The sequence below is a fragment of the Caballeronia grimmiae genome, from assembly GCF_000698555.1.
Taxonomy (GTDB): domain Bacteria; phylum Pseudomonadota; class Gammaproteobacteria; order Burkholderiales; family Burkholderiaceae; genus Caballeronia; species Caballeronia grimmiae.
The window spans coordinates 159,566-180,990 of the sequence record NZ_JFHE01000010.1 but is presented as its reverse complement, the minus strand read 5'-3'; the positions used below and the strand labels follow the sequence as shown (position 1 = coordinate 180,990).

Sequence of the window (21,425 nt, the reverse complement as noted above, 5' to 3'; positions counted from 1 at the left end):
CCAGTCGTGCGCGTGGACGATGTCCGGCTTCCATTCGGGATCCGCGCCGGTGGCGATGCGCGCGGCGGTCCATCCGAGCAGCGCGAAGCGGCGATCGTTGTCCGCGTACGGGCGATGCGCGGCATCGAGATACGGATTGCCGGGACGGTCATAAAAGGCGTCGGCGCGCACGACGTAGACGACGACCCCGTGCGGCTTCAGCACGCCGCGTTCGAGGCGTACGCCGGCTGCGCCGAATGCGCCGCCGAGATCGGCGACGGGCGCGAGATCGGCTAGGCCCGCGAGCACGGCGGGAAAGCCTGGCAGCACGACGCGCACGTCCATGCCTAACTGCGATTGCGCGGGTGGCAGCGCGCCGGCGACATCGGCGAGGCCGCCGGTTTTCAACAGCGGAAACATCTCTGCTGCGACGTGCAGCACGCGTACGGTCATTGATCCTCCTGTTGGCTGCGGTTGGCGCTTCACCGCCTTATGCGGCGCCATGCGAGAAATAGCGGTCGGTCGCGGTGGGGTGTTGTAGCGGCTTATTGTGGCTTTATGCGGCGAAGTAGCGATTGGCGCTTCAGCAGTCTCACGGCGGCTCGGTGCGACGAAGTAGCGGCCGGCCGCAGTCGACACTTGAACGCGCTATCACAGCCTCATGCGACGAAGTAGCCGCTTCATGCCCGAAAGCGGCAATGCGACTTCGACTCAGCGAACGCGCCGGAGCGGGCGCTTCAGCGCCTACTCCGGCGTCCGGGCAACATGGGTTCTGTCGGTAGTGATCTGGCTTCGCTCTGGAGCGCCTGCGAAGCCCAGCCCAACTACCTCTGCGCTAGCCGGTCGAGCGCCTCCCGCGTGACGAGGGTGATCCCCGTCTCGGTGCGGAAGAATCGCGCGGCGTCGTCGTCCGGGTCCTCGCCAATGACGAGCCCTTCCGGCACCGTGCATCCCCGATCGACCACCACGCGCTGCAACCGGCAACTCGGCCCCACGGTCACCTGCGGCAACAACACGGCCTCGTTGATGTTGCAGAACGAATGCACGCGCACCGCCGACGAAAACACCGACTTCGACACCTGCGATCCCGATATCACGCAGCCGCCGCACACGAGCAGATTCGTGATCGCGCCTTGCTGGCCGTTGAGATCGCGGACGAACTTGCCCGGCGGCAGTTGTTCCTGGTTGGTCCAGATCGGCCAGTTGCGGTCGTAGAGATCGAGTTGCGGAATCGTTGAAGCGAGATCGAGATTGGCTGCCCAGTAGGCATCGACGGTGCCGACATCGCGCCAGTACGCCGGCGCGTTCGGATCGGCGTCCGAGGTGACGCAGGACATGCTGAACGGATGCGCGATCGCCCGGCCGCTCGTCACCACGCGCGGCAGGATGTCCTTGCCGAAATCGTGATCCGTGCTCGACGCAGCGATGTTCTCTTCGAGCAGGTGATACAGATACTTCGCGCTGAACACGTAGATGCCCATGCTCGCGAGCGCGATATCCGGCTTGCCGGGCATGGCGGGCGGATCGGCGGGCTTTTCGAGGAAGTCGGTGACGCGGCGGTTTTCATCGACATGCATCACGCCGAAAGCGGTCGCCTCCATGCGCGGCACTTCGATGCAGCCGACCGTGCAGTCCGCGCCGCTCTCGACGTGGTCCAGCACCATGCGCGTGTAGTCCATCTTGTAGACGTGATCGCCCGCGAGCACGATGATGAATTGCGGCGCGATCGACCGGATGATGTCGAGGTTCTGGAAGACGGCGTCGGCGGTGCCGCGATACCAGCTCGAATCGACGCGCTGCTGCGCCGGCCAGATATCGATGAACTCGTTGAACTCGCCGCGCAGAAAACCCCAGCCGCGCTGCAGATGGCGCAACAGCGAATGCGCCTTGTACTGCGTGACGACCGCGATGCGGCGGATGCCCGAGTTGAGGCAGTTGGAAAGCGCGAAATCGATGATGCGGTATTTGCCGCCAAAGTGGACGGCGGGCTTTACGCGCTTGTCCGTAAGCGGCCCGAGACGCGTGCCGCGCCCGCCGGCGAGGACGATTGCGAGGGTCGACTTTTGCAAATCGGTGCGATTCTTAGACGGCGTCTCCATGTCAGCTCCTGATTTGACTCGGGTTCGTTAATGTCGTGTATGCGGGTGGTGCGGGGGTCCTCGTGTGATGGCCGTGCGTGGTGCGCGGGCGGCGCGCCTTTGCAATCGTTGCATTATCCGGCGCGCATTCGAATTCGTGTGCTGAAGTCGTTCGATTTTTTATTGCGGTGCTGATCGGGTTATCCGCAGCGGACCAGTGCATGGCATCGGCGACGGTTCGAGCAAGCATCATGCCGTCGCAGTCGTGCATGATGTTGCAGGCGCGCGACTACCCGGCGTGCTTTGCCGCAATTTATAACCGCCACACCGTGCCGCGGCGCGTCGAGGCACGGCACAATACGGAGCACGTTCAGGCGTCGCCTGCCTGGACGCCCGCCGATCATCGCTCATGCCTCGCCCCGGAATCGCAATATGAATAACGTCCTGAGTATCCAGTCGCACGTCGTCTTCGGGCATGCGGGCAACAGCGCGGCGGTGTTTCCAATGCGCAGACTCGGCGTCAACGTGTGGCCGCTCAACACGGTGCAGTTTTCGAATCACACGCAATACGGCCGCTGGACCGGCGGTGTCGTCGATGCCGATGAACTGCAAAGCGTGATCGAAGGCATCGGCGCGATTGGCGTGCTCGGCCGCTGCAACGCGGTGCTGTCGGGCTATCTCGGGGCGACCGAACAAGGACGCGCGGTCGTCGAGATCGTGAAGATGGTGAAGGCGGTGAACCCGCGCGCACTGTACTTCTGCGATCCGGTGATGGGCGCGACGGGCGGCTGCACGGTCGCGCCGGGCATCGAAGATTTCCTCGTCACGACGATGCCCACCGTCGCCGACGCGATGATGCCCAACCATACCGAACTCGAGAAACTCGCGGGGCGGACCATCGAAACGGTCGAAGAGGCGGTCGACGCATGCCGCGACGTGATTGCGCGCGGGCCGCGTATCGTACTGGTCAAGCATCTGTTCGATCGCAACAGCCGCGCCGATACCTTCAACATGCTCGCCGTCACGGCGAGCGAAGCGTGGTTCGCACAGCGGCCGTTGTATCCGTTTGCGCGGCAGCCGGTCGGCGTCGGCGATCTGACGAGCGCGGTGTTCGTCGCGCGCACGCTGCTCGGCGATTCGCTGCGCAATGCGCTTGAACATACGCTGGCGGCAGTGAACGCCGTCGTCAAGACAACCTACGATGCCGGCCGCTACGAACTCGAGATCGTGGCTTCGCAGGATGAAATCGCGAAGCCGACGGACCGCTTTCCGGCCATCCGCGTGACGGGCGGCGACGTCGTGCGACGCGGCTAGGCTCCGCACCGGACTCAGGCAGTCGCCGCGGCCGCCATCGCCCGGAAATTCTCCGGCGTGGCGAACGCCAGGTACTGGGCCTGCATCTCGGGCGTGAGGAATTCGAGCATGGTCGAGTTCTCGATCCAAAGCTCGATCACATCGAAGAAATCGTTGCCGCGCGTGCATCGCACGGCGCGCCATCCTTCGCGCTCGCCAATCGCCAGTACCTGATCGGCGCTCAGCTTCGTGGCGATTGCCATGTGGAATGCGCTGTATTGAGGGCGGTCTATCGACCCGGCGCCATAACTCACGCTCGTCTCGTGTCCGCCGCCCGGCGTGATGACCCGATCGCCCGGATAGACCTCGACGATGGTGCCGCGATCGTCGCCGGCCACGGCCATCCAGGCATCGGGAAACGGCGAGAAAGGCGCGGCGAAGCCGTCCCACAGTTCGGCGAGCACATGAGCGACGTGCTTCGGATCACGGGCGGGAATGGATGCGTGGAAGATCATGGGGAGCGCTCCGGTCGGGATGAGGAGACTGCGCCGGCGATGCTTTCATGCGGCTGTCAGCGCTGTCAATTGGCGTTTTCGGACGAGTTGCGGATTAATACTTTATTTTGTCTTCCGCCATCGACCAGTATGAACATATGAACGATTAATCCGCGTTAAAATCCGCCCGCACTGGAATATGGGGACATTTCTACTTGCGACGGCGCAGCTTGAACGTTACGCTTCGTCTCACCGGCGAATTCGCTCGCCGAAATGCGTTTCTATTAATCACCGTATTCGTGATTGATTAACCCGCGCCCGTCAGGGCGTTATTCCGTGGCCTTCGGCACAGGTTCGGCTAAATCGACCGAATGTCTAGGCCACACACGGCAAAACTTGCGTGCATGAGACCCGCGCCCGGAGCGAAACGAATCGTTTCGTCTGTCTTATGCCGTTTTCAATGGTTTTGCGAGTGTGCTCGATTCACGCGGACAAGGCATGCGTGCACATGCCGTCGAATGCGTTGTGCGTTTAAAGCGTACCTCGCCACAAGAGTTTGATTAACGAAAAGCGGAGTTGAGACATGAAAGAAGGAAAGCATGCTTATTGGATGAGCGCAATTGCTTCGGCGGCGGCGCTCGTCGTACTGGCCGGTTGCGGCGGCGGAGGTGATTCGTCGAGCGCGTCTTCGCCTTCCGGCGCGAGTTCGCCCTCGGGCGCCAGCGCGCCCTCCGGCGCCAGCACGCCGACGACGACCACGCCGACGCTCGCCGCAGCGACAGCCGTGGTCGACGGCAGCACGATCGGCGCCGCGCAATGGCCCGATGGCTCGACGGCGACCGGCGGCGCGGGCCAGGCGGTCGGCGGCCTGAACTGCGCACCGGCAGGCGCGTCGTACACCTATTCGCATCTCTCCATCTATCAGAACGGCAAGCAGCTCGCGCTGCCCGCCAACATCGGCACGGTGGGCTCGAGCCTGGCTCTGCAGCGCGGCTGCGTCTATCCGGTCCACACCGACGACGCCAGCGGCAAGATCCGCATCGATGCGACGACCAACACGCAATACACGCTCGGCCAGTTCTTCGCGGTCTGGGGTGAGACGCTGTCGGCGACGAACGTCGCAGGCGTGACGGGACCGGTCACCGCATGGGTGAACACGGGCGGCACGCTCACGAAGTACACGGGCGATCTCGCGAGCCTCGTGCTGCCGCGCAACGGCGAGGTGACGCTGGAAGTCGGCACGCCGCTCACGCAGATTCCGACCTATGCGTGGACCGATCCGCCGCCGCTCGCCACCACGCCGATCACGCTGACTTACGGCGGCACGGTGGGCACCCTGTACTGGCCGAACGGCGCGACGTCGACGGGCGGAACGGGCTCGCCGGTGGATGGCGTGGTCTGCGCATCGGGGATGGCCGAAACGTACCACGTGCATTCGCATCTCTCGATCGTCTATAACGGGCAAACGCGTGCGCTGCCGGCGAACATCGGGCTTCCCGGCTCGTGCAACTACGAGCTGCACACGCACGACAACACCGGCATCATTCACGTCGAGACGCCCAACAACAAGCGCTTCACGCTGGGTCAGTTCTTCGACATCTGGGGTGAGCCGCTTACGACGACGAACGTCGCGGGCCTGACCGGAGACGTGGTGGTCTACATCCGCGACAACGGCGATATCCGGCGCTATATGGGCGATCCGCGCAACATCCAGCTCGGTTCGCTGCGTGAGATCACGCTGCAGGTCGGCACGCCGCCCATCGGTTCGATCGCTCAGTACAACTGGTACGAAGCGCAATAAGCGCGTGATGTGAGCTTGCAGGACGAAGCCGCCGTTTCATACGGCGGCTTTTTCTTTGCGCCAAAAAAAAGCCGCCTGGGGTGGTAGGCGGCGAGAGCGCGTCCGTTGCGAGACTGTCCCGGTCGGGGAACGGACGCGTGAGGAGACAACTGGACCTCGGTCAGTATGGCAAACGCCGATGACCGGCTCAATCGTCTGTTTGAAGCAGTGCGTTTCGGTTCGGCCCGTTTATGCCGATGCCCCGATACGCCGCCGCTGTATCGCCATAAAGCACGCGATCCGTACTGAAACGGCGGCATGGGCCGTTGCCGTTCAGCAATTCAAATCAGCATTCGTTCGACGGCGCCAGTCGCGGATAACCCGGCTGCGCGGAATCGATCGTCGTCACGCATGCGCCATCGGGAAGATCGAGCGTGCTGTCGATGTCGCGCTTTACGCCTTCGCGCATCTGAATGCTGTAGCGATAGACCTTCGCCGTCGGCTCCGGGCTTTTGTCGAAGAGGCTCGTCAGGTCGAAGCTCAGTCCCGCGCCGGCTCCGATGCCGCTCCATCCGCTGCCGCCGATGCCGCCCGCGCCCACGCCGACCGTCGGCGCCGACGACGATGCCGCACCGGTCGCGACCGTCGTCAAATATTGCTTGCCGGCGACACGGCCGCTCGCCAGCTTCGCATCGGGCGGCATCGCCGTGGATGCACCCGGTCCGCTCGCGCATGCCGCGAGCAGCGCCAGCCCGGCAGCGGCGACGCCTGCGCGCGCCACGCGTTTCAAAATGCGTTGGTTGAAATTCATCACAGCTTGATTGACCCTTGATTGACCCTCTGTTTTCGCCGGCGTCGGCGTCGGGCAAAAAAATACCGCCCGTGAAAGGGCGGCTGGTCGATGCAGGCCATGAGTGCGGCCCGCTGCCATGCCGGGCCAGCGTGCGCTCCCGAGGGGACGATGGCGCGGCGCTATGGTGCAGGAACGCGCCGGCCGTTTGAACCAGACTGGTCCTATTCCCAACGCGCGTTGCGAGGAATCAGCCCTTGATCAGATAGTCGACGATCGCATCGCAGACGCGGCCGAACATCTGCGTGCCGGTGACGGTCGGACAGCCGCGCGCGCGCGCCGCTTCGATGAACGGCGTGATCGGCGGCTTGGTCACGACATCGCCGACGAAGGTCGTCGGGACAAGGCGGGAGACGTCGATCGGAAGCGGATCGCCGGGCCGCATCCCCGCGGGCGACGCATTCACGACGATGTCGTACGTCTCCGCGCCCGCGTCATCGGCGATGCCGACCGCACCGCGCCCGAGCGATGACAGCCGCGAGGCGAGGGCGTCGGTGCGCGCCGCATCGAAATCGCGGATGGCGAGCGACGCCACGCCCGCCTCGACGAGCGCATGACCGATCGCCGAGCCCGCGCCGCCAGCGCCGATCAGCAGCGCGCGCTTGCCCTGCGGTTCACAGCCCGCATCCCCGAGCGCCGCGACCATCGCGACGCCGTCCGACATGCCGCCGTGCCACGTGCCGTCGGCGTTGCGCCGGAGCATGTTCGTCGCGCCGAGAAAGGCGGATTCGCTCGCGAGCGTGCCGCAATACTTCGTCGCGTTGAACTTGTGCGGCACCGTGATGATGACGCCATCCACGTTTTGCATCCGCGTGACGCCCGCGAAGAACGCGTCGAGGTCGGCGGGCGCGACGTGCGCCGGAATCACGATGGCGTCGCGTCCGGCGGCGCGCAATGCCGCTGTCACGCCGGAAGGCGAGCGCACCTGCGCGATCGGATCGCCGACGATGAAGTAGACGCGCGTTGCGCCGCTCAAGCCCGCATCGAGCGATGCGGAGAAGGTTGTGTCCTGCGCCATGCTTTCGATGTCTCCCGTGAAGCGCCCGTCGTCGAGCGTGCGAGCGCGTGGTGTCTCGATGAAAAAATTCGTCAACGCGTGGACGAAACTGTAGTTGAAAATGGAATAGGATTCAACAAACGCGTTTTTCCCTGTGAGGCAACTAACTGTCGAATTTTTTCAAGTACAGCGAATCGGAGGAGCATACGCATGATCAAGAAACGGCTGGCAATCGCAGGCGCGGGAGCCATCGGACGGATGCATATGGAGCGCGCGCGTCTGCATCCTGATTGCGAAGTGGTGGCGGTGGCGGACCCATCGGCGGGAGTGCAGGCGTTCGCGCAAGAGCACGGCGCGAGCTGCTTTTCCACCGTCGACGCAATGCTCGACGCCGCATCGCCCGACGGCGCCATCGTCGCGACGCCGAACGCCACGCACGTCGAAGCGGGCCTTGCGTGCATCGCGCGCGGCATCCCGGTGCTGATCGAAAAGCCAATCGCCGATACCGTCGAACAGGCGCGCGTGCTCGTCGATGCCGCCAGTCGCGCGGGCGTGCCGCTTCTCGTCGGTCATCATCGGCGGCATAGCCCGATTCTGCGGCGCGCACGCGAAATTGTCGCGAGCGGGCGTATCGGCGAGCCGGTGTCCGCTAATGCGCTCGCGACGTTCTACAAGCCCGATCCTTACTTCGATATCGACTGGCGCAGGCAGGCCGGCGGCGGACCGGTGCTGATCAACCTGATCCATGACATCGACATGATGCGGTTTCTGCTCGGCGAAATCGTCGAGGTGCAGGCGCTGACGTCGAGCGCGGTGCGCGGCTTCGAGGTCGAAGACACGGCCGCGGTGCTGCTGCGCTTCGCGAATGGCGCGCTAAGCACGCTGACGGTGTCGGACTGCGCGGTGTCGCCGTGGAACTGGGATCTGGCGGCCGGCGAGGCGGCGCACTATCCGCGGCAGAGCGTGAATACGCACTTCGTCTCCGGCACCGATGCGTCGTTCGCCTTGCCGCAGCTCGATGTCTGGGAGTATCGCGGCGCGAAGGGTTGGCACGATCCGCTGACCGTCGAGCGCACCGCGCCGCATGCCGGCGACCCCTATCACGAGCAATTGCGCCATTTCGCGGCGGTGATCGACGGCAAGGAACCGCCGCTCTGTTCCGGCGATGACGGGGCGCGCACGCTCGCCGCGACGCTGGCGGTGCATCGGTCGGCGAGAGAGCGCGCGCCGGTCGCACCGGCGTACTGACGCGGTATCGCAAAAAAACCGCTTGGCACGAGCTGCTTGTTTGGAATAGCATTCCACAATCAAATAAAGTTCCGAAAAGGGGCGAAAGATGGTGGAGACGGTAGCGAGCCTGAGCGGCAACGAATCATTCGATGTGGTCGTCATCGGCGCGGGCGGCGCGGGCATGTCGGCTGCGCTGTTTGCAGCAATCGACGGTGCGCGCGTGCTGCTCGTCGAAAGCACGGAATACGTCGGCGGAACGACTGCTTATTCGGCGGGCACGACGTGGATTCCCGCGTCGATGCACATGGCGAGCGTCAATCGCGACGATTCGCAGGCCACGGCGGAAGCCTTTCTGAACCGCGCCGTCGGCGCACGCAGCAGCGCCGCGATGCGCCGTGCGTTTCTGGACGCCGGGCCGAAGGCGGTCGCGCATATCGAAGCAAACTCCGATGTGAAATACCGGGCGCGCCCGTTCCATCCCGACTACCTTTCGGAACTCGAAGGCTCGACGCTCTGCGGCCGGGCGCTGGAGCCGCTGCCTTTTGACGACCGCAAGCTGGGCCGCGCATTTGCGCTGATTCGTGCACCGATTCCCGAGTTCACCGTGCTGGGCGGGATGATGATCGACCGCGACGACATCGGGCATCTGCTCAACATGACGAAATCGCTCGCGTCGTTCAAACATGCGGCGAAACTGCTGGCGCGGCACGCGCGCGACCGGATCGGATCGCCACGCGGCACGCGGCTCGTGATGGGCAACGCGTTGATCGGCCGTCTGCTTTATTCGCTGATGCAGCGCGGCGTCACGGTGCTAACGCGCACGACGGTCGAAGCGCTGCATACGGGCAAGCGGGGCGTCGAAGGCTTAACGCTCGCTCAGGGCGGCGAGCGGCGGCGCGTTTCGGTGACGGGCGGCGTGATTCTCGCGAGCGGCGGCTTCAATCGTCATGCCGCGCGACGCGCCGACATGCTGCCCGGCGCCGATGCCGCATGGTGCCCGGGCGCGCCGGGCCATACCGGCAACGCGCAGGATCTCGCGCTTGCCGCAGGCGCGCGTTTTGGCGAGGGCGCGTTGTCGCACGCGTTCTGGGCGCCGGTCTCCGTGCGCAAGCGAGCCGACGGCACAACCGCCGTGTTCCCGCACTTTCTGATGGATCGCGGCAAGCCGGGCATGATCGTCGTCGATGCCAGCGGCAGACGCTTCCTGAACGAGAACACGTCGTATCACCTGTTCGGCATCGCGATGCAGGAAGCGCATCGTACGAGGGCGTCGGTTCCGGCGTACCTCGTTACGGATTCCGAAGGAATTCGCAAGTATGGGCTTGGCATGGTGCGTCCCGGGGGCAAAGGACTGCAACCCTTCATCGACGATGGCTATCTCACGCAGGCCAGCACGCTCGACGAACTCGCAGCGAAGCTCGGCATCGACAAGACAGGGCTCGCGGATAGCGTCGCGCGCATGAATCGTTATGCGGAAACGGGCGTCGATCCGGACTTTCAGCGCGGCACGACCGACTATCAGCGCGCGAACGGCGACGCCAACTGGACAGGCCCGAATCCTTGTCTTGGCCCGATTGCGCAGGCGCCGTTCTACGCGGTGCGGCTTTATCCCGGCGATATCGGCGCGGCGACGGGGCTCGTCACCGACACGAACGCCCGCGTGCTGAATCGCGACGATCAGCCGATCGGCGGCCTGTACGCCTGCGGCAACGACATGCAGTCGGTGATGGGCGGCGTCTATCCGGGGCCGGGCATCACGCTCGGGCCGGGGCTGGCTTTTGCGTATCTGGCAGGCCGGCATGCGGCGGCGAGGGCGGCATCGCCGGAAGCCGGTCATGCGGATGCGCGCGAGGAAACGCGAGCGCAGACATCATGAGCGCGCTGCAATGCGACGTCCTCGTGCTCGGATCGGGCGCAGGCGGCCTCTCGACCGCGGTCACTGCAGCTACGCTGGGTTTATCAGTCATCCTATGCGAAAAGGAAGACGTGTTCGGCGGCACGACCGCGTGGTCAGGCGGCTGGATGTGGCTTCCATGTAATCCGCTCGCGAGGCGCGCCGGTATCGTCGAAAATGCCGATGCCCCGCGCACCTATCTGCGCAACGAACTCGGCAAGCACTACGACGCCGGGAAAGTCGATGCGCTGATCGAGCACGGCCCGCGCATGATCGAGTTCTTCGAGCGGAACACGTCGATGCGTTTCATCGACGGCAATCGCATTCCGGACTTTCACACGACGCAAGGCGCGGGCAGCGGAGGCCGCTCCGTATGCGCGATGCCGTTCGATGGCCGCGCGCTCGGCCCGCTTATCGACACGCTTCGTCCGCCGCTCACGGACATGACGATCAGCGGCATGGCGATCGCATCGGGGCAAGATCTCGCGCACTTCTTCAACGCGACGCGCTCGGCGCGCTCCGCGTGGCACGTGACGAAGCGCTTCGCCGCCTTCGCGTTGCACAAGCTGCGCCATGGCCGCTCGATGCATCTCGTGAACGGCAACGCGTTGGTCGCGCGTCTGTTGAAGTCTGCCGCCGATCTCGGCGTGCGGCTGGAAACGCGTGCGAAGGCTGTCGATCTGATACGCGATGGCGCGCGCGTCATCGGCGCGTGCATCGAGATGAATGGCGTGCCGCGCGATGTGATCGCGCGGCGAGGCGTCGTGCTGGCGTGCGGCGGCTATCCGCACGACCGCGCCCGGCGCGCGCGCACCTTCGCGTACACGCCATCGGGCGATGAACACTGGTCCGCTGCGCCGCGCAGCAATACGGGCGACGGCGTGCGCATCGGCGAAGCGGCCGGCGCGCATTTCGACGCATCGCTGAAGGCGCCGGCGGCGTGGGCGCCCGTATCGCTGGTGCCGAAGCGCGAAGGCGATGCCGTCGCGTTCGCGCATCTCGTCGAGCGGGCAAAGCCGGGCGTGATCGCGGTGACGCGGGCGGGGCGGCGCTTCGTGAACGAGGCGTCGTCGTATTACGACTTCGTCTCGGCGATGATCGACGCCACGCCGCCTGGCGAGGAAGCATGCGCGTGGCTCGTCTGCGATCACCGGTTTCAACGGCGCTACGGGCTGGGCGCGGCGAAGCCGTTCCCGTTTCCGCTGCATCGCCATGAGCGCACCGGCTATCTGAAAACCGCGCCGACGATCGAGGCGCTCGCCCGCCAATGCGGCATCGACGCCCGCGCATTGAGCGAAACCATCGCGGCCTACAACGCGCATGCGAAAGACGGCGCCGATCCGCACTTCCACAAAGGCTCGACGCCCTACAACCGGATACAGGGCGATGCGTCGCACGAGCCGAATCCGTGCGTCGCGCCGATCGTCGATGGCCCGTTTCATGCGGTCAAGGTGCTGCCCGGCAGTCTGGGGACCTTCGCGGGCCTCGCCACCGATTCGCGCGCCCGCGTTCTCGATGCGACCCGCACGCCGATTCCCGGTCTCTACGCCGTGGGCAACGACGCGGCCAGCATGATGGGCGGCCACTATCCGGCGGGCGGCATCACGCTTGGACCGGCGATGACGTTCGGCTATCTCGCGGGCCACGACCTCGCTCGTCCCGCCGATACCGACGCCGATACCAATACTGATAACGCACTCTCTCTATCCAGTCACGCAAGGACGATCCCATGAATCTGTACGACACAGTCACGCTCACCGTGAAGATCGGCGCCAACGCGCAGGTGTTCGAGCACATTCAGGCAAGCGCCGCGCAGCCCGGTTCGACGCTGCTCGGCTGCTGGTATTCCGATATCGGCGCGCTCGGCAAGGTGATGGTGCTGCGCGGCTTCGAATCGGAAGCGGCCCTGATCGGCGAACGCAGACGGCTTCTTCTCGAAGGCAATCCGTTCGGCTGCGGCGAGTTCGTCACCGATGTCGAAGTGAACAGCTACGCGATGTTCCCGTTTCTCCCGCCGATCCAGCCGGCCGTGCACGGCGGCATCTACGAGATGCGCGTCTATGGCACGAAGCTCGCGAGCCTGCAGCACACCATCGACGCGTGGGAAAAGGCCGTCCCCGAGCGCACGAAGCGCTCGCCGCTGATCGGCGCGATGTTCGCACTCGACGGCGCGGTGCCGCGCTTCCTCAACATCTGGCCGTACAAGTCGGTGGACGAACGCTCGCGCATTCGCGCGGAGGCGGTGAAAGACGGCATCTGGCCGCCGAAGGGCGGGCCGGCGCATCTCACGACGATGGAATCGACCATCTACGTGCCCGCGCCGTTTTCGCCGCTGCGCTGAGGCCCGCGAAATGACGACGCCAACACGCAAGCTGTCGCTTTCCGCACTCACGGTGCTCGAACTGACGCCGCCGCAGATGGTCGAGTGCGCGGCGCGGGCGGGTTACGATTTCGTCGGCCTGCGGCTCTTGCCCGCGACGGACACGGAGGTTCGGCACGAGATCATCGGCGCGACGCGGCTCAAGCGCGAAACGCTCGCGGCGCTGCGCGACACCGGCATCCGCGTGCTCGATGCCGAAATTCTGCGGCTCCGGCCCGATACCGATGTGACCGCGTACGAGCCGATGCTCGAAACCGCCGCCGAACTGGGCGCGCACTTCGTGCTGGTCGCGGGCAACGATCGCGATGAGGCGCGCACCGTCGACCGGCTTGCGCAACTGTGCGATATCGCCAGGACCTACGGTCTCGCGCCGAGCCTGGAGCCGATGCCCTGGACCGACGTGAAGGACATCGAGCAAGGCGCACGCATCGTGAAAGCGACGGGGCGCGCAAACACCGGGCTGATCGTCGATCCGATCCACTTCGACCGCGCGGAGTCGTCCGTCGATGCGTTGCGTGCGCTGCCGCGTGAGTATTTCGGCTATCTCCAGTTCTGCGACGCGCCCGCCGAGCGCCCGGCCGATCTCGCGACGCTGCTGCATCAGGCTCGCTGCGCGCGGATGATTCCGGGCGAAGGCGCCATCGACCTTGCTGGCATTCTTCGCGCGCTGCCGGACGATTTGCCAATTTCCATCGAAGCGCCGATGGACGAATGGGCCAAGACCACGACGGCGCTCGAACGCGCAAAGCGTCTGCGCGAAGCGACGATAACGGTGCTCGACGCGACGTACGGTTGAATTCCGTGGTGGAATCGTGTTCTCATTCCGAACAGGACATTTCGAACGAGAAACTAAATGGCAGGAAACCTCGAGCGCGCGTTGTCGATCATCGAATTGCTCGCGAAGAACGGCGGGCGCATGCCGCTCGCGACCATCGCGGATACGCTCAACATTCCGCGCAGCGGCACGCATCGGCTGCTCGCGATGCTGATCGACGAAGGCTACGTGCGTCAGGACAAAGATCACGGCGAGTACATGCTCGCGCTGAAGCTCGTGTCGCTGGCGCTCATCTATCTGTCGACGGGCGGCGTGCTCGATGTCTCGCAGCCGGTGCTGGACCGTCTCGCGGCGGCATCGGGGGAACTGGCGCGGCTCGGCGTCGTCGAGGACGATCAGATTACGTTTGTCGGCAAGGCGCAGGGCGCGAAGTCCGGCCTGCGCTACGACCCCGACATGGGCAGCCAGCCGCCGTTGCATTGCACCGCGAGCGGGCAGGCGTGGCTTTCGTCGTTGTCGGATGAAGAGGCGCTCGCGCTCGTGTCGAAGCAGGGCGGGCTAGGCAAGCCGGGACAAGGCGGCCCGAAGGCGCCCAAGACCATTCAGCAATTTCTCGCGGATCTGCACGCGGCGCGAAAGCGCGGCTATGGCATCGCGAGCGAGACGTACGAGGCCGGCATGACGTCGATGGCCGCGCCGATTCATCATCCGGTGACGGGCGCGGTCGTCGGCGTCGTGAGTCTCGCGGGACCGACGAGCCGCCTGCCCGACGCGCGTCTGAAGGAACTTGCGCCTGCGTTGCTGGAGGCGGCGTCGGATATGGGAGCCGCGACGTTGAGCTCGCCGTACTTCAAGCGTTCCGCGACGAAGCCCGATGCTCCCGAACCGGCGCGCACGGAAGGAAAGAAGCGCAAGACGGCGGTTTGACGGCGTTCGATTGGCCGAACGGTCGTCGACCGTGCAGTATCATGGTTTGCGTGACTCGAAGTCACCACGTCGCGCACGCGCGCCAGCGTTACATGTTCGACTGAAGCGCTCCACAGAAACGCATCCAGGAGACCTCCGTGCAACGAGTCGATCCCGCAGCCTTCACTCCCGAACTCGCCGTCGATGCCCTCCTGAACGGTCCCGGCGCCATCTGCGTGCGAGGCTTGTTCAGCGCGGCGCAGATCGACGAGGCGCGGCGGATCGTCATGGCGCAGTCCGATGATCGCGCGCAGACGGTCACGCATTTTCAGGGGCAGGCCGCGCAAGACGACACGCTGCACTTGCAGCGCCGCGTATGGAACCTGCTCGCGAAAGGCGACGTGTTCTCGCAGATGGCCGAGCAGGAAAGCATCGTCGCGGCGATGCGGCGCTTTCTCGGCGACGACTTCATCATGGGCTCCATCGCGGCAAACCGCATTCTGCCGGGCGGGCCGGGACAGGAGCCGCACATCGACTATCCGTACTGGGACTATCACATGCCCGCTACGTTTCCAGCCGGGATCAACGCGAGCTTTCCGCTCAACGCGCAAGTGACCATTCCGCTCGATCCGTTCACCGCCGAAACCGGCGCAACGGCGTTCGTGCCGCATACGCAGCATACGCTTCGGTATCCGAACGAAAATGATCGATTCTACGAGCGGGCGGCACGCATGGAGGCGGAACCGGGCGACGCCATCGTGTTCTTCGGCGCAACCTGGCATTGCGCGATGCCCAATCACAGCACGCGCGACCGCAGCGCCGTCCTGATCCAATACCTGCCGAAATTCGTGAAGCCGATGGAAGACCTGCGCGCGATGGTCGGCGAAGCGTTCGTGAAGCGCGCAAGCAAGACGATGCGCCAGTTGCTCGGACTGAACTACCCGTATCCGCAAAACCTCGAAGCGATCGAACGGGCCACGAACGCCGAAGGCCGAACGAACGCGAAACGCTACTGAGCGGCGGGCGGCACGCCGCCGCCGGTCGCCATCCAGAGCACTTCCGCGTCTTCCTCGCTGGTTGAAATCGCGGCGTGACCCGTGCGGCTGTCGAAGTAGAGACTGTCGCCGGCGTTCAGATGCGTCGGCGCGTACAGTTCCGAATAAAGACACACGCTGCCGCTGATCACATAGAGAAATTCCTCGCCTTCGTGACGGCCCCAGTCGTCGAACGCGTCGAGCGTGTGCGCCGAGATGCGAATGCGAAACGGCAGCATCGCCTTGTGCGCGAGATCGGTGGCGAGCAATTCCATCTGATAGCCGCGATACGCATGGCGCTGGCCTTCGTTACGGCGCGTGAGCGCGCGGCGGCCGCTCGCGGTGGGCGCGCTTGCGCTGCCGAACAGTTCGCCCAGATCGATCCGCAAGCCGCGCACGATCTTCTGCAATACGTCGAAAGTCGGCGACATCAGCCCGTTTTCGATCTTCGACAAGGCGGAGCGCGACACGCCGCATAGCCGGCTCGCGGTTTCGAGCGTCATGTTCTGAGCGACGCGCGCCTGTCTCACTCTGCGCCCGAGATCGGCGAGAGACGGTTCGGGCGAGTGGTTCATGGGGACGGTGTTCATGGAGGCGAGGCGCATTTTGTTTCCGATAATACATCAGCGCACGGTCAGCCGTCCGGACTGGAGAAAACCCGAATATTGGCTGCATTGTGAGCGCGGACAACGGCGAGTATAGTCTCCGGACAGCGAAAAGTTTCTGATCAGAAACACGCGGCGCCTCTCAACGCATCGGCTTCAAAAGGACTTCATCGTGGACGCTCAATCGATTCTTTCCGACCTCGGCATTGGCAGTCTCGTCGCTGACGGCGACATCGCCGTGACTTCACCGATCACGGGCGAAGTCATCGGACGCGTGAAGCGTCACACGTCCGCGCAGGTCGACAGCACACTCGCGAACGCGCGCACCGCCTTTACCGCGTGGCGCAATGTGCCCGCGCCGCGCCGTGGGGAACTCGTGCGATTGCTCGGCAATCGCCTGCGCGAGAAGAAGGCGGCGCTCGGGCGGCTGGTGTCGCTCGAAGCGGGCAAGATTCTTCAGGAAGGCCTCGGCGAAGTGCAGGAGATGATCGATATCTGCGACTTCGCCGTCGGCCTGTCGCGGCAGCTGTACGGGCTCACGATCGCGTCCGAGCGTCCGGGGCACCGGATGGCGGAGACGTGGCATCCGCTGGGCGTCTGCACCGTCATTTCGGCGTTCAATTTTCCGGTCGCAGTGTGGTCGTGGAACGCGGCGCTCGCGCTCGTCTGCGGCAACGCGGTCGTGTGGAAGCCGTCCGAGAAGACGCCGCTTACCGCGCTCGCCGTCGATCGCATTTTGCGCGACGCCATCGAGGAATTCGGCAGCGCGCCTGAGGGCCTGGCGTCGGTCGTCATCGGCGATCGCGACATCGGCGCGCAACTGGTCGCGGACAAGCGTTCGGACATCGTCAGCGCGACGGGCAGCACGGAGATGGGCCGCGCGGTGGGTGTCGAAGTGGCGCGGCGCTTCGGACGCCCGATTCTCGAACTCGGCGGCAACAACGCGGGCATCGTCTCGCAGACGGCGAATCGCGATCTCGCGCTGCGCGGCATCCTCTTTTCGGCGGTCGGCACGGCGGGGCAGCGCTGCACATCGCTGCGGCGTCTGTTCGTGCATGACAGCATCTACGATGAAACCGTCGCGCGCCTCAAGGACCTCTACGCGAAAGTGCCGGTCGGCAATCCGCTCGAAGCGGGTGTGCTGATGGGGCCGCTCATCGACGTGCAGGCGTTCGCTCGCATGCAAGATGCAATCGAGCAGGCCAAGGGCGAGGGCGGCAAGGTCTCCGGCGGCGAGCGCGTGGCGGTTGACGGTTGCGAAGGCGGCTATTACGTGCGTCCGGCGCTCGTCGAAATGCCGGCGCAAAGCGAAATCGTGTTGAAGGAAACGTTCGCGCCGATTCTCTACGTGATGCGCTACACCGATTTCGACGAAGCCATCGCCGCGAATAATGCCGCCGTGCATGGCTTGTCGTCGTGCGTCTTCACCACCGACTTGCGCGAGGCCGAACGCTTCCTGGCGGCGTCGGGGAGCGATTGCGGCATCGCCAACGTGAACATCGGGCCGAGCGGCGCGGAAATCGGCGGCGCATTCGGCGGCGAAAAGGAAACCGGCGGCGGACGCGAATCCGGCTCCGACGCATGGAAGGCGTACATGCGGCGCGCGACGAACACGATCAATTACTCGTCGGAATTGCCGCTGGCGCAGGGCATCGACTTCAATCTCGGCTGAAGCATTCACTCGCGACGGGGGCGGTGTGGCATCTCATGTGGTGATCGTCGGTGGCGGGGTGATCGGCAGTTCGGCGGCGTATTTCCTGCGCGCATCGGACCCGAGCGTGCAAGTGACGGTGATCGAGCGCGATCCGACTTACGCGCGCTCGTCGTCGGCGTTGTCGGCGGCGTCGATCCGGCAGCAGTTTTCCACGCCGCTTTCGGTGCGGATGTCGCTTTACGGTATCGAGTTCCTGCGTGCGGTCGGCGAGCGGCTCGAAGTGAATAGCGAGCGTCCTTGCATCGATCTGCACGAGGGCGGCTATCTGTTTCTCGCGACGCCTCCCGGCGAAGCGACGCTGCGCGAGAACCATGCGATGCAGCGCGAACGCGGCGCGGATATCACGTTGCTCGATCCCGCTGGCCTGCGCGCGCGCTTTCCGTGGCTGAACACCGACGATCTCGCAGCGGGCGCGTTCGGTGAAAGCGGCGAGGGCTGGTTTGACGGCTACGGGCTCGTGCAGGCGCTGCGACGAAAGGCGCTATCGCTCGGTGCGCGCTACGTCGCGGCGGAAGTGACTGGCATCGAACGCGAAGGCCGGCGCGCCACGCGCGTGCGTGCATCCAACGGCGATGCGTATGCCTGCGATGCCGTCGTCAACGCGGCGGGCGCATGGTCGCGTTCGCTGGCGGCGATGCTCGACATCGACATTCCCGTGCGTGCCCGGCGACGCAGCATCTTCAATGTATCGTCGCCCGCAAAGCTCGAGGGCAGTCCGCTGTTGATCGATCCGACCGGCGTGTATTTTCGGCCCGAGGGACGCACCTACATTTGCGGCGCTTCGCCCGCCGCCGATAACGACCCCGACGACCTTCCGCTCGACGAAGTGGATCACGCGCTTTTCGACGACGTCATCTGGCCCGCGCTCGCGCATCGCGTGCCGCAATTCGAGGCCTTGCGCGTCGAGCATTGCTGGTCCGGCTATTACGAGTACAACGTCCTCGATCAGAACGCGATTATCGGCGCGCATCCGGGCATCGATAATTGCATCTTTGCAAGCGGATTTAGCGGACACGGTCTTCAGCACGGTCCGGCGACGGGGCGCGGCATTAGCGAACTGATTTTGCACGGCCGCTATACGACGCTCGACTTGTCGCCGCTTGGCTGGGCGCGCATTATCGAAGGAAGGCCGATCGTCGAGAAAAACGTGGTGTAAAAGCGATCGTTTAAGACGCCGTCGCCGCGAACGGCCAGGCATCATTTTAGCTGGCTTGAAGACAGGCGGAATCGTTATCGAGGTCAGGCAATTGAGAAGCGTCCGCCAGGCGCGCATTCTTTAAATCATCCGCACAGTTGCGGACTGCGTCCATCAATGAAATCCACTAGGGCCACTTGGCCCGTAGAGGCGCATTCTGGAACTGTTAAGGAAAAAAGGAGGCGAAAGATGGATGTTCGATCAAATATGTCCAACACGCGTTTTGCAGAATGGATGGAAGACTCCGAAGCCCCGGGCGACACGACGGCTCATGCATCGCATCGTTCTAGCCAGGTCAGTGGCGAGCCGGAATATGTTGCCGAGATTTGCGGCCGTTTTGCCGGCGAAAAAGCAGACGAGGAACAAAAGTCTTGCGTGGTTCGGGGATATAACTAATCGTTTTACGATGTAATGACTTGCGCGCGCTATCGCTATTTAGCGGGGCGCGCAAGGGCGGTGCCCCTAGTCCATATCAATTTGCGCTTTGACGCGAAGTTTCTCTACTTCCCCGACCCCGAATCTCGCCAAGCTGCCGTCGCACATAACCCAGCGTACGACAGGCACGGCGACACGATGGCACAATCCCTTGCATCGGATCATTGAGACGACCACGCATCTCGTCGTCCATGACAATTACGACGCAGGGAGACTGTAGCTTGGCGAATCTGGATCTCGACAATCCTTTCCTCGAAGCACTCGGCGCGACGCTAACCGAATGGCGCGCCGGCTACGCCGAATTCACGATGCCCATTCACGCGGGCCATCTGAACCGTCAGCGCATCCTTCAGGGTGGCGCAATCGCAACGCTGCTGGATGTCGCCTGTGGTTACACCGGCCTCTTCACGACCGGCTCGACACCCATACACGGCTTCACGTTGTCGCTGACGGTGAACTATCTCGATCGCGGCATCGGCGACAAGGTCGTGGCGAAGGGCTTTCTCGAACGGCAGGGCCGGTCGGTGTACTTCGCACGTGGCGAAGCGTGGGTCGATGGCCGGCTCATGATTGCGAGCGCGCAGGGTACCTTCAAGTACGCGCGGTGAACAAACAGGGATGCGGCGAATTGCATGCGGCATGCAATGCGCTGCATGCCGCATGCAAAATGCCAACTCAGTGAGCCAGCATCCGCCGGCAATGCCGCGCAATCTGCCGCTCTTCGTCCGTTGCTACGACACGATGTTCGGCATGCAAAAAACCAAGACCATCGAGTATTTGCGTGCGGATCGCCTCGGCATGCTCGCCGATTCCGCCGCTGAACACGATCAGATCGACGCCGCCCAGCAGCGCCGCATATGCGCCGATGTGTTTGCGGACCGCCGTGCAGAACACGTCGATCGCAAGCGCGGCGTCCGCATCGCCCTGGTCGCGTCGCGCGAGCAGCCCTTCCATGTCGTCGTCGGAACCAGATAGCCCCTTCATGCCGCTTGCGCGATTGACGAGCGTTTCGAGCGCGTCCGCATCGCGCGCTTCGTGGCGCAGAAGGTGAATGAGCACGCCCGGATCGAGATCGCCGCTGCGCGTGGCCATCGGGATGCCGCCGGTCGGCGTCATGCCCATCGACGTATCGACGGAGCGGCCATCTTTCACGGCGCACAGGCTCGCGCCGGAGCCCAGATGCGCGATCACCACCCGCGAAGGCAAGCGCGCGCCGAGCGTGTTCACGATCGACTCGTACGACAGCCCGTGAAAGCCGTATCGCACGACCCCGCGCTCCGCGTACTCGCGCGGTAGAGCAAAACGCTGCGCACGCTCGGGCATCGTGCGATGAAACGCGGTGTCGAAGCATGCAAAATGCGGCACGTTCGAAAAGATGCGCTGCGCCTCGTCGACGAGCGCGAGCGATTGCGGCAGATGCAGCGGCGCAAATGGAATCGCTTCACGCAACGCATCCTTCACGCTCGCTGTGATTTCGCCGTGCATCCGCAGATGCGGGCCGCCGTGCACGATGCGATGCCCGACGCCCGCCAGCGGCTCGCGCAAATGGCTCGCAAGCGCATCGGCGACGCGCTGCAACGCATCGTGCTGCGACTCCATCAAGTGATCTTGCGCGATATCGATGGCGCCATCGGACGAGCGCATCGACAGCGAACCGCTCGCGCGTCCGATGCCTTTTGCGCTGCCCGAGAGCCACGCCGCTTCATCGCCATCGCGCGCGATGAATACGCCGAACTTGAGCGACGACGAGCCGCTGTTGAGGACCAGGATGCCTTGTGTCATGGCG

The 21,425-nt window shown here is 64.5% G+C and carries 20 protein-coding genes; 13 read left to right on the top strand and 7 right to left on the bottom strand.

Features of this window, described 5'->3' with window-relative positions; all coding sequences use genetic code 11:
* Positions 1-432, bottom strand: a 432-nt coding sequence (locus tag BG57_RS13750) for a glycogen/starch synthase (RefSeq protein WP_174447219.1), incomplete at its 3' end; no start/stop codon positions are given.
* Positions 433-803: 371 nt separating this feature from the next.
* Positions 804-2,078 (bottom strand): glucose-1-phosphate adenylyltransferase, encoded by a 1,275-nt coding sequence (gene glgC, locus BG57_RS13745; protein WP_035963894.1) that lies wholly within the window; start codon positions 2,076-2,078, stop codon positions 804-806.
* Positions 2,079-2,489: 411 nt separating this feature from the next.
* On the opposite strand from glgC, the gene pdxY reads away from it, so the two are divergent.
* On the top strand, positions 2,490-3,371 hold the full coding sequence (pdxY, locus tag BG57_RS13735) for a pyridoxal kinase PdxY (protein ID WP_035963887.1): 882 nt from the start codon (positions 2,490-2,492) through the stop codon (positions 3,369-3,371).
* A 14-nt stretch (positions 3,372-3,385) separates the two neighbouring features.
* Here pdxY and BG57_RS13730 read toward each other — a convergent pair whose 3' ends face one another.
* Entirely contained in the window at positions 3,386-3,865 is a 480-nt protein-coding gene (locus tag BG57_RS13730; RefSeq protein WP_035963884.1) for a hypothetical protein, read from the bottom strand.
* Positions 3,866-4,454: 589 nt separating this feature from the next.
* On the opposite strand from BG57_RS13730, the gene BG57_RS13720 reads away from it, so the two are divergent.
* Positions 4,455-5,645, top strand: a complete 1,191-nt coding sequence (locus tag BG57_RS13720; protein WP_174447218.1) for a hypothetical protein — start codon at positions 4,455-4,457, stop codon at positions 5,643-5,645.
* Positions 5,646-5,970: 325 nt separating this feature from the next.
* Here the strand turns inward: BG57_RS13720 and BG57_RS13715 are convergent, their stop codons facing one another.
* Both BG57_RS13715 and BG57_RS13710 read right to left on the bottom strand, forming a co-directional pair.
* Positions 5,971-6,435 carry a hypothetical protein gene (locus BG57_RS13715; RefSeq protein WP_035963881.1) on the bottom strand — a complete coding sequence of 155 codons (465 nt, stop codon included), beginning with the start codon at positions 6,433-6,435 and terminating at the stop codon, positions 5,971-5,973.
* 229 nt (positions 6,436-6,664) lie between these two features.
* Positions 6,665-7,492, bottom strand: a complete 828-nt coding sequence (locus BG57_RS13710) for a shikimate dehydrogenase family protein (protein WP_035964087.1) — start codon at positions 7,490-7,492, stop codon at positions 6,665-6,667.
* 189 nt (positions 7,493-7,681) lie between these two features.
* Here BG57_RS13710 and BG57_RS13705 point away from each other — a divergent pair, with 189 nt between their 5' ends.
* From BG57_RS13705 to BG57_RS13675, 7 genes are all read left to right on the top strand, one after another.
* Positions 7,682-8,719, top strand: a complete 1,038-nt coding sequence (locus BG57_RS13705; RefSeq protein ID WP_035963879.1) for a Gfo/Idh/MocA family protein — start codon at positions 7,682-7,684, stop codon at positions 8,717-8,719.
* Positions 8,720-8,807: 88 nt separating this feature from the next.
* Complete coding sequence (locus tag BG57_RS13700; RefSeq protein WP_035963878.1) at positions 8,808-10,577, top strand: FAD-dependent oxidoreductase; 1,770 nt, start codon at positions 8,808-8,810, stop codon at positions 10,575-10,577.
* Entirely contained in the window at positions 10,574-12,328 is a 1,755-nt protein-coding gene (locus BG57_RS13695) for an FAD-dependent oxidoreductase (protein WP_035963875.1), read from the top strand. The genes BG57_RS13700 and BG57_RS13695 overlap by 4 nt, the downstream gene beginning before the upstream one ends.
* Positions 12,325-12,936, top strand: a complete 612-nt coding sequence (locus tag BG57_RS13690; RefSeq protein WP_035963873.1) for an NIPSNAP family protein — start codon at positions 12,325-12,327, stop codon at positions 12,934-12,936. The genes BG57_RS13695 and BG57_RS13690 overlap by 4 nt, the downstream gene beginning before the upstream one ends.
* A gap of 10 nt (positions 12,937-12,946) precedes the next feature.
* On the top strand, positions 12,947-13,771 hold the full coding sequence (locus BG57_RS13685) for a sugar phosphate isomerase/epimerase family protein (protein WP_035963872.1): 825 nt from the start codon (positions 12,947-12,949) through the stop codon (positions 13,769-13,771).
* A gap of 57 nt (positions 13,772-13,828) precedes the next feature.
* Positions 13,829-14,677 (top strand): IclR family transcriptional regulator, encoded by an 849-nt coding sequence (locus tag BG57_RS13680; RefSeq protein WP_035963871.1) that lies wholly within the window; start codon positions 13,829-13,831, stop codon positions 14,675-14,677.
* 137 nt (positions 14,678-14,814) lie between these two features.
* Positions 14,815-15,672, top strand: a complete 858-nt coding sequence (locus BG57_RS13675) for a phytanoyl-CoA dioxygenase family protein (RefSeq protein WP_035963870.1) — start codon at positions 14,815-14,817, stop codon at positions 15,670-15,672.
* Here BG57_RS13675 and BG57_RS13670 read toward each other — a convergent pair.
* Positions 15,666-16,280, bottom strand: a complete 615-nt coding sequence (locus tag BG57_RS13670) for a helix-turn-helix domain-containing protein (RefSeq protein WP_035963869.1) — start codon at positions 16,278-16,280, stop codon at positions 15,666-15,668. The genes BG57_RS13675 and BG57_RS13670 overlap by 7 nt on opposite strands.
* A gap of 187 nt (positions 16,281-16,467) precedes the next feature.
* Here BG57_RS13670 and amaB point away from each other — a divergent pair, with 187 nt between their 5' ends.
* The 4 genes from amaB (at position 16,468) to BG57_RS13655 (ending at position 20,247) form a co-directional block, all read left to right on the top strand.
* Entirely contained in the window at positions 16,468-17,967 is a 1,500-nt protein-coding gene (amaB, locus tag BG57_RS13665) for an L-piperidine-6-carboxylate dehydrogenase (RefSeq protein WP_035963867.1), read from the top strand.
* A gap of 25 nt (positions 17,968-17,992) precedes the next feature.
* Complete coding sequence (locus tag BG57_RS13660; protein WP_035963865.1) at positions 17,993-19,165, top strand: NAD(P)/FAD-dependent oxidoreductase; 1,173 nt, start codon at positions 17,993-17,995, stop codon at positions 19,163-19,165.
* A 228-nt stretch (positions 19,166-19,393) separates the two neighbouring features.
* Positions 19,394-19,600 (top strand): hypothetical protein, encoded by a 207-nt coding sequence (locus BG57_RS31590; protein ID WP_075583136.1) that lies wholly within the window; start codon positions 19,394-19,396, stop codon positions 19,598-19,600.
* Positions 19,601-19,860: 260 nt separating this feature from the next.
* Complete coding sequence (locus BG57_RS13655; RefSeq protein ID WP_035963863.1) at positions 19,861-20,247, top strand: PaaI family thioesterase; 387 nt, start codon at positions 19,861-19,863, stop codon at positions 20,245-20,247.
* A gap of 67 nt (positions 20,248-20,314) precedes the next feature.
* Here the strand turns inward: BG57_RS13655 and BG57_RS13650 are convergent, their stop codons facing one another.
* Positions 20,315-21,421 (bottom strand): acetate/propionate family kinase, encoded by a 1,107-nt coding sequence (locus tag BG57_RS13650; RefSeq protein WP_035963861.1) that lies wholly within the window; start codon positions 21,419-21,421, stop codon positions 20,315-20,317.
* Positions 21,422-21,425: the final 4 nt, after the last annotated feature.